Genomic DNA, 11,096 nt, shown 5'->3' with positions numbered 1-11,096 from the left:
GTTGAGTTCTCAAGGATCGGACGCACCCACAAACCAGCTCACACCAGTCCACAGGGCAACTTCTCTATCTTACACACGACATTCTTTCTGTCAAACTGACATTCAGAACATCGAATGAAGATAAGCATTTGCTTCGCACCATTCGGTTCGAAGCAACTTTGCTATCTTATCCCCCGCCTTCGCGCTGTCAAATCGGCCCAGCCAGAGGCTGTGACCGGATCTGTCACGTCGAGACGTCCGGGGATCTCTCATCTTAGACCATCAGGCCGTGAACTTCAAGAGAAGTTCTGAAGATGTGAGGCGGTTCACTGCTTGAGGGGGGCGGAGCCTTTCGGCTTCTTCGCTCTTCCCTTTGGGGCGAACAAGTAATAACTTACGCCGACCGCCGCGTCTCGGCAAGTCCCCCCAGACCCCGGGCGTGTCGCGCGTGGCGAGCCGGATGAAAGACCCTGGTCATGCCTACTTTCACGGCCGACGCCTCGCGAGCACCCTCGTGTCGGGCAGCTCGGTCACGTCTGCCGGCGGCGGAACAGCGGGAGCGCCACGCACAGCGCGAGGGTGAGAACCCCCCAGATCGCACTGGCACGTGGCAGCACCCGATAGGCCAGGTGCTGAACGGTGAAGGCCTCGGTGATCGGACCGAAGGCCACGAGTCCGATCAGCCAGGCGGTCAGAAGGATCACCGGCAGCGCGATGAGCCAGGCCGGACGCACCCAGCGCGGCAGCACGTGATCCGGTGCCGGTCGCACGGGCTGCCGGCGAAGCCAGCGGAATCCCCACAGCGCCAGGATCACCAGACCGAGGACGCTCGAACCGTGCTGAAGCCACTTGTAGCCAGCCAGCGGTCCCCAGTGGTCGTTCAGCGCGGGGATCAGTTCGATCCCCGCACGCCCCTCATGCGTGAAGGCGTCCCACAGGATGTGCGAGGCCACCCCGAGCGCCAGCGAGACCGCCAGCAGCACCGGATACCATCGCCCCTCTCCCGCTCCGACAGCCTCCCGCAGGGCACCGACGCCCCCGCGCTCCCATCGCTCCGGCAGTCGGCGGGCGAGCCCGTCCGGCGCGAGTTCCGGAACGGCCGGCCGCAGGACGACCCGCCACACCAGGAAGAGCCCGAATGCCAGCAGCACGGTCCAGAAGAGCCGCAGCGGATCGTGCGTGAATCCGTAGGCTGCTCCGCCGTTGGGCAGGAACAGCGGCAGGTCCGGCGTCATCGCTCCCACCGCGATTGCCGCCGGTATCAACCGCGTCTTCGCGAAGGGAATCGCGAAGACGCTGTGGCTGAGCGTGAACGGCATTCGACGTCAGCCGACGAAGATCCCGGCAAGCGTCCTCTTGCCGCGGCGGAGCACGGAGACTCCGCCCGGCAACGAGCCGACCACGACGACGTCCTCGTTCTCGACCTTCTCGCCGTCCAGGCTCACCCCGCCCTGGCCGATCGCACGACGCGCATCCGAACGACTCGGGGCGAGCCCGCTCTCGACCAGGGCATCGACCACGCTCGCACCCTGCTCGACGGTGGCATGCGGCAACTCCTCGAGCGCCGAGCGCAGCGTCGCCGCGTCGAGTTCGGACAGGTCGCCCTGCCCGAACAGCGCTTCGGAAGCGGCGATCGCCGCGGACGCAGCTGCCGCACCGTGCACGATCGCGGTGACTTCCCGTGCCAGGCGACGCTGGGCAGCGCGCCGGAAGGGCTCGGCCTGCACCAGCTCGGCGTACTCCTCGATCTCCGCGCGGGTGAGGAAGGTGAAGATCTTCAACCGCTCGACCACATCGGCATCGCTGGTGTTGAGCCAGAACTGGTACATCCGGTACGGGCTGCACATGGCTGCATCGAGCCAGATGGCGTTGCCCTCGCTCTTGCCGAACTTGGTGCCATCGCTGTTGGTGATCAACGGCGTTCCGATCGCGTGGACCGAGACGCCCTCGACCCGGTGGATCAGATCGGTGCCGCTGGTGAGGTTGCCCCATTGGTCGCTGCCACCGGTCTGCAGCACGCAGTCGTACTGCCGGTAGAGCTCGAGGTAGTCCATCGCCTGCAGGATCTGGTAGCTGAACTCGGTGTAGCTGATGCCGGCGTCGGAGTTCAGGCGCGCGGCGACCGCATCCTTCTTGAGCATCGTGCCGACGCGGAAGTTCTTGCCCACCTCACGCAGGAAGTCGATCGCGCTGAGCGGCGCCGTCCAGTCGAGGTTGTTGACGATGCGAGCGGCGTTGTCGCCATCGAAGCTCAGGAACTTCTCAACCTGGGCGCGCAGCCGTCCGACCCATTCCCCCACGGTCTCCGGGGTGTTGAGCGTGCGTTCCGCGGTCGGCCGCGGGTCGCCGATGAGACCGGTCGATCCGCCGACAAGGCCCAACGGGCGATGTCCGGCGAGCTGGATACGGCGCAGGGTGAGCAGCTGCACGAGGTTGCCCAGGTGCAGGCTCGGTGCAGTCGGGTCGAACCCGCAGTAATACACGATCGGCGGCCCGGCGAGCAGGGCGCGCAGCGCCTCCTGGTCGGTGGACACGTGGACCAGCCCGCGCCAGACCAGCTCATCCCACACGTTGTCGAACGTGGGGTCGAGCGCCGGCGCGGCAGTCGTCAGATCGGAATTCGACACGTCTTCCAGGCTATCAGCGTCATCGTGCGTCCCTCGGTCATGACCCCGCTGACGTCCACCACACCAGGAAGGCACACCCCAGCGCGCACACCCAGCTCACCAGGCTGCCGACGAGGAAGTACTCCGCGCGTTCTCCCCGGTCTCTGTCGCGGGAGATCTCCGGAAAGCGCACGATCCCCTTCGCGGCCAGAGCGGCCGCGAGCAGCGGATACGCTCCGGCGAGGGTGAGGGAGAACACGAGCAGACGCTCCAGAGGGCCGATCAGGCGGCCGCCACGGAACACCTCGTCGACGCGTTCCGGCTCTGACGCCGGTGCGGCCCGCCTGGCCCGGATGCCCCATCGCCGGCGCGGCTCGGGGACAAGCGCCGGAGCCCACTGCTCGTCCGGCTCTTCCATGGCCCCGCGCAATGCAGCGCGCACCACCACGTTGCCGGATTCCAGCAGGAACAGGACGCCGCCGACGACCAGCACCGCCACCGGGAGACCGATCTCGCCGAACGGAGACGGCAACCGCCATCCCGCTCCCAGGATGCCGCCGTCGCCGCCGGTCCACGGGGCGACGGCCGGGCTCATCACCGCGATGCCGCAGACGACCGCGAGCACGATGATCGGCCAGAATCCCACCCGTGCCGGATCGTCCCGGGGGAAGAGCGCGATCCATGCCGCCGCAACAGCGAGCGCGATGAGGGCGGGGACGATCGCGTCCGACAGTGCGCCGACGGCCAGTATCGCGAGCGCCGCAGCGACGAAGAGCGGGAGTCGCATCGACCGTGCAGCGAACTGCCGGACGAGATCGGCCAGGCCGATCGCGGCAAGAGTCAACCCGGCGAGGATCATCTGGCCTCACCCCGCAGCAGCTGCCAGCCCTCCACGATCGCCGCGGATCCCGCCCCGGCGAGCGCCTGCGAGACGGCAGACTGCGTGATGCCCTCCTCCTCGGCCAACGCGCGCTGCGACCGGCCGAGACAGCGGCCGTAGGTGAGGCGTCGCTCGCGGTCGCTCATCACCGTGACCAGGCGGTCCCGCGCGAGAAGGTAGGCGTTCGCCATACGGATGATGTCCCCCATACCGGCATTCTGCTCTCCTCCCCCGACATCGCCGGGGTCCGCCACGACGACCCAGGACCGGATGCCCGGAATCGCACGTTGCTGCCGCTCGTGGACGTGATCGATCGCCTCCCGCGCCGCCCACCACCCCGGCCCGTCGGGAATCGGGCCGCCCACGGAGGGCACATGCCCGACCGCGCCGACACCGATGCCGAATCGGCACTCGATCGGATCGGGCAGGGCAAGCTGCAGCAGCAGCAGCGATGCGAGAGCCGCGTCGAGCGACGGGTAGACGCCCTGCAGCTCATCGCCCACCGTCGCCCGCAGCGACTCGTCGGCGAGCGGCATGTCACGCTCGATCCGGGAAACGGCATTCTCGATCGCCTCCTGCGCCTCGCCACGACGTGGCAGACGCCGGGATCCGACGATATCGGCGATCACCGCAGCGGTCATGAGATAAGTGTATGGCTTATATTCGCAAGTTATAAGCGTTTACCTCATATTTTTTCGAGGAATTACTCGATGCCGAGGGCCCGGGCGGCCTGCTGCGCGCGTTCGACGAGCTCGGCACGCTGCTCGGCCACCCGTACCGGTGCCGTTCCGCCTGTGCCGGTGCGGCTCGCCACCGACCCGTCGACCGTGAGCACCGTACGCACTTCCGGCGTGAGGTGCGCCGATACCCCAGCGAGCAGCGCATCGTCGGCGTCCTCCAGACCGATGCCCCGTTCCTCGCACGCACGCACGAGGGCGCCGGAGATCTCGTGCGCATCGCGGAAAGGCACCCGCCGCTTGACGAGCCACTCCGCGACGTCCGTGGCGAGAGAGAACCCTTCGGGGGCGAGCGCGCGCATCCGCTCGGTGTCGAAACGCAGCGTGGCGACCATCCCGGTGAACGCCGGCAGCACGACCTCCAGGGTCTGCACCGAGTCGAACACCGGCTCCTTGTCTTCCTGAAGGTCGCGATTGTAGGCCAGCGGCAAGCCCTTGAGCGTGGCCAGGAGGCCGGTGAGGTTGCCGATGAGGCGGCCGGACTTGCCCCGCGCGAGCTCCGCGATGTCGGGGTTCTTCTTCTGCGGCATGATGCTCGAACCCGTCGAGTACGCGTCGTCGAGCGTGACGAAGCCGAACTCCCGCGTGTTCCAGAGGATGATCTCCTCGCTGAATCGCGACAGGTCGACGCCGATCATCGCCGTGATGAACGCGAACTCCGCCACGACGTCACGCGCCGCCGTGCCGTCCAGGGAGTTCTCTGCCGGGCGGTCGAGGCCGAGCTCGCGGGCGACGAGGTCGGGATCCAGGCCCAGGGTCGAACCGGCGAGGGCTCCGCCGCCATATGGCGAGACGCCGGCGCGGACGCGCCAGTCGACCAGGCGCTCGAGTTCGCGAACGAGCGGCCAGGCATGAGCCTGCAGGTGGTGTGCCAGCAGCACCGGCTGCGCGTGCTGCAAATGGGTGCGCCCCGGCAGGACCGCATCGGGATGAGCCTCGGCCTGGGCGACGAGAGCGTCGATGAGCCGGAGGATGCCGCGGGCGATCACCCGCGCATGGTCGATGAGATACATCCGGACGAGCGTGGCGATCTGGTCGTTCCTGCTGCGGCCGGCGCGCAGGCGCCCGCCGAGCTCGGGACCGAGTTCGGCGATGAGCGCCGCTTCGAGCGCGCCGTGCACGTCTTCGTCACTCGGCGACGGCAGCAGGGTGCCATCCGCAGCGGCACGGGCGACCGCATCAAGACCCTCGTGCATGCGCTCGAGCTCAGCGGGCTCGAGATAGCCGGCCGCGGCGAGGGCCGTGGCGTGGGCATGGGAACCCGCAATGTCATAGGGCGCGAGAATCCAGTCGAAGTGCGTGGAACGGCTCAGCTCCGCCAGCTCCGGCGACGGGCCCCCCGCGAAACGGGCGCCCCACAGCGCGCCCTCGTTGGTCCCACGTGCTCCGCTGCCCTCGGCGTTCGTCTCGCTCACCGCACCAGCCTATCGAGGGGCGCGGGGCTGCTTCGCCTCACATCGCCCTGCACCCTGCGGTCGGTCGCCGTCGCAAGCGCCCCCTTCCCACGCCCGGGCCCGCCCACGAAAACGCATCCGTCCCTCCCGTGCCGAGCCTGGTGGCCCCGCACGGGAGGGACGGATGATGTCTGCGGCGTGCGGTGATCAGGGCTGGCGCAGAAGCCAGACCAGCAGCGCCTTCTGCGCGTGCAGACGGTTCTCCGCCTCATCCCAGACCACGCTCTGGGCGCCGTCGATCACCTCGGAGTCGACCTCATAGCCCCGATCGGCGGGCAGGCAGTGGATGAAAATCGCCTCGGGGTCGGCCAGCGCCATCGTGTCCGTCGTGACCTTGTAGCCGCCCAGCTCGCGGAGACGCTGGATCTTCTCCTCTTCCTTGCCCATCGACACCCAGGTGTCGGTGACGATCACATCGGCACCAGCGGCGGCCTCCGCCGGATCGGTCACGATGACGATCGACCCGCCGGTCTCCGCGGCACGACGACGGGCGTCTTCGACGACGTCGGGACGCGGCGCGTAGGCCTTCGGGGAGGCGATGCGCACGTGCATGCCCGCGGTCACCCCGGCCAGCGCATAGGAATGCGCCATGTTGCTGCGGCCGTCACCGAAGAATGACAGCGTGAGCCCCTTCAGCTCGCCCTTGTGCTCGCGGATCGTGAGCAGGTCCGCCAGCAGCTGACACGGGTGGAAGTCGTCGGAGAGGGCGTTGACGACCGGGACACGGGTGCCCTCAGCCATCTCTTCCAGGCCCCGCTGCGCATAGGTGCGCCACACGATCGCCGCCACCTGCCGCTCCAGCACGCGCGCGGTGTCTGCGGGGGTCTCCTTGCCGCCGAGCTGGCTACTGGCAGTCGAGATGATCAGCGGAGACCCGCCGAGATCGGCGATGCCGACGGCGAAGGACACCCGCGTCCTGGTGGAGGACTTGTCGAAGATCACCGCGACGGTCTGCGGGCCCGCGAGGCTCTTGTCGGCGAAGCGATCCTTCTTCAGCTCGACGGCGAGATCGAGGATCTCGGCCTGTTCGGCCGGGGTCAGGTCGTCGTCGCGCAGCAGATGGCGGGTCACTCGGGGGCCTCCTGGGTCGGGTTCTGGTCGTTCCGGGTTGCAGCGACCGCGGCCAGCGACGCCGCGAACAGCTCCGTGAAGGCCGCCACCTCGTCATCGCCGATCGTGTACGCCGGCGCGATGCGCACCACGTCGTCGGTCGGTGCATTGACGATGAGTCCGCGGCGATGGGCCTCGGCCCGCACCTGCGCGGCGACCGGTGCGGTCAGCACGACGCCGATGAGCAGGCCCGCTCCCCGCGTGCCCGCGACGAGCGGCATCTGCTCGATGGCCGCACGCAGTTCCGCGCCGCGCGCGGTGACATTGCGCAGCAGGCCGCCGCCGGCGACCTCGCGGATCACCGCGGACGCGACAGCGGTGGCCAGCGGATTGCCGCCGAATGTGGAGTTATGGGTTCCCGGGCTGAACAGCGCGCTCGCCCCGCCGAAGGTCACCAGAGCACCGAGCGGGAAGCCCGCGGCGATGCCCTTCGCCAGGGTCACGGCGTCCGGCACGATGCCATCGCGCTGGAAGGCGAACCACTCCCCCGTCCGCCCGACACCGGTCTGCACCTCGTCGAGGATCAGCAGCGCATCGTGGGCGGCGGTGAGCTCGCGGGCCCGGACCAAGAAGCCCTCCGGCAGTTCGACCACACCGGCCTCACCCTGGATCGGCTCGGCGATCACCGCCGCGATCCGGTCGCCCTCCGCCGCGAACACGGCCTCAAGCGCATCGAGAGTCGCATCGATCGCGCGCACACCGGGCAGCAGCGGCTGGAACGGCTCCTGATAGGCCTGCTTCGGCGTGACCGACAGCGCACCGATGGTGCGGCCATGGAACGCGCCGTTCAGGCACACGATGAGATCGCGACCGCGAGGGTTGCCGTGGAGACGCGCGAGCTTGAGCGCCGCCTCGTTCGCCTCGGTGCCGGAGTTCGCGAAGAACACCCGCCCCTCGTCCCCGGTGCCGGCGAGCTCCTTGAGAGTCGCCGCGAGCTCGAGCTGCTGCGGGGTGGCGAAGTAGTTCGACACGTGCGCGAGGCGGCCCGCCTGCTCAGACACCGCCGCGACGAAAACCGGGTGCGCGTGGCCCAGGCAGTTCACCGCGATGCCGCCGAGGAAGTCGAGGTACTTCGTGTCCTCGTCGTCCCACACCCACGAGCCCTCGCCACGGGTGAGCAGCGCCAGGCGTCCGCCCAGTCCCATCAGGTCGCGGCCGGCGTCATCCTGCCAGGTCGGAGTCTCCACGTTCATCCCTTCACAACCTCCGTGCCGATCCCCTCGGTGGTGAACAGCTCGACGAGCACCGAGTGCGGCACCCGGCCGTCGATGATCGCCGCCGCGTCCACGCCGGACTCGACGGCGTCGAGGCAGGCCTTCATCTTCGGAATCATTCCCGACTGGAGTTTCGGCAGCAGACCGCTGAGCTCGGTGGTGGTGAGATGCGAGATCAGCGAGTCGCGGTTCGGCCAGTCTGCGTACATTCCCGGCACATCGGTGAGCACGACGAGCTTCGCCGCGCCGAGCGCCGTGGCCAGAGCGGATGCCGCGGCATCCGCGTTGACGTTGAGCGAGTGCCCCGGATGGTCGAGGTCCGGGGCGATGCTCGACACGACCGGCACACGGCCGGCGGCGAGCTGATCGAGCACGGGCTGCGGATCCACCTCGACGACGTCGCCCACGCGGCCGAGATCGACTTCCTCGCCGTCGACGAGGACGCCCCGACGGCGTCCGCCGAAGAGCCCGGCATCCTCCCCGCTCAGCCCGGTCGCGATCGGGCCGTGCGAGTTGATCTTCGCCACGAGCGACGGATTGACCTGCCCGGTGAGCACCATGCGGACGACACTGATCGCCTCGGTACTGGTGACGCGGTAGCCGCCGCGGAACTCGCTGGGGATGTCGAGCCGGTCCAGCATCTGCGAGATCTGCGGTCCGCCGCCGTGCACCACCACCGGCTGAACGCCGACGTAGCGGAGGTACGCGATGTCCTGGGCGAACGCGTCCTGCAGCTCTTCGGACACCATCGCGTTTCCGCCGTACTTGACGACGACGATGCGATCACGGAACCGCTGCAGCCAGGGCAGGGAATCGATGAGGGTCTGTGCCCGCTGGGCGGCGATCGTGGGCTCCGGCGCGTGATATTCGGTCATGAGGCGTAGGCGCTGTTCTCGTGCACGTAGTCGTGGGTGAGGTCGTTGGTGAGGATCGTCGCCGTCGCCTCGCCGACCTTCAGGTCGATCAGCAGGTGTGTGGCGCGCGGGGTGAGGTCGACCTCGTCGCGCGGGCGATCCGGGCCGCCCGCCGTACACACGCGCACCCCGTTCATCCACACATCGACGTCGTAGGGGTCGAACTGCGCCGTCGTCGTGCCGATCGCCGCGAGCACCCGCCCCCAGTTGGGATCGTTGCCGAAGATCGCCGCCTTGAACAGGTTGTTGCGGGCGACGGACCGGCCGACGTCGACGGCCTCGTCCTCGGAGGCGGCGTGGGAGACCTCGATGGTGATGTCGTGGCTGGCTCCCTCGGCGTCCGCCTGCAGTTTGCGTGCGAGCTCCTCGCAGACCTCCGCGAGCGTCTCGGCGAAGACGTCCAGATCGGGGCGGATGCCGCTCGCGCCGTTGGCGAGGAGAGTGACCTGGTCGTTGGTCGACATGCAGCCGTCGGAGTCGAGACGGTCGAAGCTGACCCTGGTCGCACGCCGGAGCACAGCGTCGGCCTCCGCCGGGTCCAGGTCCGCATCGGTCGTCAGCACGACGAGCATCGTGGCCAGGCCAGGAGCCAGCATTCCCGCCCCCTTGGCCATGCCACCGATCGTCCAGCCGTCCCGGCTGATCGACACGGTCTTCGCAACGGTGTCGGTGGTCATGATGGCCTCCGCGGCGAGCTGTCCTGCCTCATCGGAGAGGACCGAGACGGCCTGCTCGACCCCCGCGAGGACCCTCCCCCGGAAGACCTCGTCTCCGGTGCCGATGAGCCCGGTCGAGCACACCAGCACGTCGCCCGCGCTCACGCCGAGGAGCTCGGCGAGCCGTTCGGCCGTCTGGTGGGAGGTCTGGAAGCCGAAGGAGCCGGTGAAGCAGTTCGCTCCGCCGGAGTTGAGCACGATCGCCTCGACGTTGCCGTCCTTGATGACCTCCTGCGACCACAGGATCGGGTTGGCCTTGGCCCGGTTGGAGGTGAACACTGCGGCCCCCACCTTGCGCGGGCCGCGATTGACCACGACGGCGACGTCGGGCTTGCCGGTGCTCTTGAGGCCGGCTGCGACGCCGGCCGCCTCGAATCCCTGGGGGGCGGTGACGCTCACGGCGCTACTCCGTTCGTGGTGAGGCCGGTGGTCTCGGGGAGGCCGAGGGCGAGGTTCATCGATTGGATCGCGGCACCCGCGGTGCCCTTGACGAGGTTGTCGACCGCCGCGACGACCACGACGCGGTTCGCGGACCGGTCGATCGCGAGGCCGAGGAGGGCGGTGTTGGCGCCGAGCACGTCGGCGGTTCGCGGCACCTGCCCCTCCGGCAGCAGCTGCACGAATGGCTCGTCCGCGTATGCCCGCTCCCACGCCTCGCGAATCTCCGCGTCCGTCGCATCGCCCGCGATCGGCGCGGTCGATGTGGCGAGGATTCCGCGTGCCATCGGCACGATCACCGGCGTGAAGGAGATCCGGATGCCCGGATCGGCCGGATCGGTTCCCTGGGCGGCGGCGAGCGCCTGCCGGATCTCCGGGATGTGCCGGTGGGTGCCGCCGACGGCGTAGGGGTTCGCGGTGCCGAGGATCTCACTGCCGAGGAGGTGCGTCTTCGCGCTCTTGCCTGCGCCCGAGGGACCGACGGCGAGGACGCTGACGATGTCACCGGGATCGATGACACCGGCGGCGACCCCGGGCGCGAGACTCAGCGCCACGGTGGAGGCATTGCAGCCGGGGGCGGCGATGCGCGTCGCGCTGCGCAGATCGTCGCGCAGCTTCCCGCCATCGGAGACGAGCTCGGGCACGCCGTAGGACCACGGCTCGTGGAAGGCGCCGCCGTAGAAGGCGTCCCAGGCGCTCTCCGAGACGAGCCGGTGATCCGCACCCGCATCGATCACGAGCGGTGCATCCCCGAGCGCCGTGGTGTACTGCCCCGACTGCCCGTGGGGCAGGGCGAGGAAGACCACATCGTGTCCGGCGAGGATCTCGGGGGTGGTGTCCTCGAGGACGAGGTGCTGCAGCGAGCGCAGGTGCGGCTGGTGCTGGATGAGCGGCTGGCCGGCGTTGGAGTGCGCCGTGACGGTGCGGATCTCGACGTCCGGGTGGCTGGCGAGCAGGCGCAGGATTTCGCCGCCCGCGTAGCCGGATGCGCCGGAGACGGCGACGGAATACGACATGGGTTCTAGCCTAACGGTCAGGGGTCGGTGAG

General features: G+C 69.0%; 10 protein-coding genes. All 10 read right to left on the bottom strand.

The annotated features are described in order from the left end of the window. Positions 1-509: 509 nt before the first annotated feature. The 10 genes from AC3RXY_RS11055 to argC all read right to left on the bottom strand — a co-directional run bounded on the left by AC3RXY_RS11055 (position 510) and on the right by argC (position 11,064). Complete coding sequence (locus AC3RXY_RS11055) at positions 510-1,298, bottom strand: DUF4184 family protein (protein WP_491510968.1); 789 nt, start codon at positions 1,296-1,298, stop codon at positions 510-512. Positions 1,299-1,304: 6 nt separating this feature from the next. Beyond that, entirely contained in the window at positions 1,305-2,606 is a 1,302-nt protein-coding gene (gene tyrS, locus AC3RXY_RS11050; protein WP_491510967.1) for a tyrosine--tRNA ligase, read from the bottom strand. Positions 2,607-2,643: 37 nt separating this feature from the next. Beyond that, complete coding sequence (locus tag AC3RXY_RS11045; RefSeq protein ID WP_491510966.1) at positions 2,644-3,429, bottom strand: hypothetical protein; 786 nt, start codon at positions 3,427-3,429, stop codon at positions 2,644-2,646. A gap of 11 nt (positions 3,430-3,440) precedes the next feature. Continuing rightward, complete coding sequence (locus tag AC3RXY_RS11040; protein ID WP_491510965.1) at positions 3,441-4,106, bottom strand: SatD family protein; 666 nt, start codon at positions 4,104-4,106, stop codon at positions 3,441-3,443. Between the two features lie 62 nt (positions 4,107-4,168). Beyond that, positions 4,169-5,617 carry an argininosuccinate lyase gene (argH, locus tag AC3RXY_RS11035; RefSeq protein WP_491510964.1) on the bottom strand — a complete coding sequence of 483 codons (1,449 nt, stop codon included), beginning with the start codon at positions 5,615-5,617 and terminating at the stop codon, positions 4,169-4,171. Positions 5,618-5,803: 186 nt separating this feature from the next. Then, entirely contained in the window at positions 5,804-6,727 is a 924-nt protein-coding gene (argF, locus tag AC3RXY_RS11030; protein WP_491510963.1) for an ornithine carbamoyltransferase, read from the bottom strand. Next, entirely contained in the window at positions 6,724-7,959 is a 1,236-nt protein-coding gene (locus AC3RXY_RS11025; protein ID WP_491510962.1) for an acetylornithine transaminase, read from the bottom strand. Before AC3RXY_RS11025 ends, argF begins: the two co-directional genes overlap by 4 nt. Continuing rightward, positions 7,956-8,855, bottom strand: a complete 900-nt coding sequence (gene argB, locus AC3RXY_RS11020; protein WP_491510961.1) for an acetylglutamate kinase — start codon at positions 8,853-8,855, stop codon at positions 7,956-7,958. Before argB ends, AC3RXY_RS11025 begins: the two co-directional genes overlap by 4 nt. Next, positions 8,852-10,009 carry a bifunctional glutamate N-acetyltransferase/amino-acid acetyltransferase ArgJ gene (gene argJ / locus AC3RXY_RS11015; protein WP_491510960.1) on the bottom strand — a complete coding sequence of 386 codons (1,158 nt, stop codon included), beginning with the start codon at positions 10,007-10,009 and terminating at the stop codon, positions 8,852-8,854. Before argJ ends, argB begins: the two co-directional genes overlap by 4 nt. Further along, the gene (argC, locus tag AC3RXY_RS11010; RefSeq protein WP_491510959.1) at positions 10,006-11,064 is read right to left on the bottom strand and encodes an N-acetyl-gamma-glutamyl-phosphate reductase; all 1,059 of its coding nucleotides are present in this window, start codon (positions 11,062-11,064) and stop codon (positions 10,006-10,008) included. Before argC ends, argJ begins: the two co-directional genes overlap by 4 nt. Positions 11,065-11,096: the final 32 nt, after the last annotated feature.

Source organism: Microbacterium longlingense (assembly GCF_058349825.2).
The sequence above is the reverse complement of the archived record's forward strand: the minus strand, read 5'-3'. Positions and strand labels throughout refer to the sequence as shown.

Bases quoted from the DNA above. Each gene is read 5' to 3' on its own strand.
- AC3RXY_RS11055 (WP_491510968.1), bottom strand. From the start codon at position 1,298: ATGCCGTTCACGCTCAGCCACAGCGTCTTCGCGATTCCCTTCGCGAAG.
- AC3RXY_RS11040 (WP_491510965.1), bottom strand. From the start codon at position 4,106: ATGACCGCTGCGGTGATCGCCGATATCGTCGGATCCCGGCGTCTGCCA.
- AC3RXY_RS11025 (WP_491510962.1), bottom strand. From the start codon at position 7,959: ATGAACGTGGAGACTCCGACCTGGCAGGATGACGCCGGCCGCGACCTG.
- argB (WP_491510961.1), bottom strand. From the start codon at position 8,855: ATGACCGAATATCACGCGCCGGAGCCCACGATCGCCGCCCAGCGGGCA.
- argC (WP_491510959.1), bottom strand. From the start codon at position 11,064: ATGTCGTATTCCGTCGCCGTCTCCGGCGCATCCGGCTACGCGGGCGGC.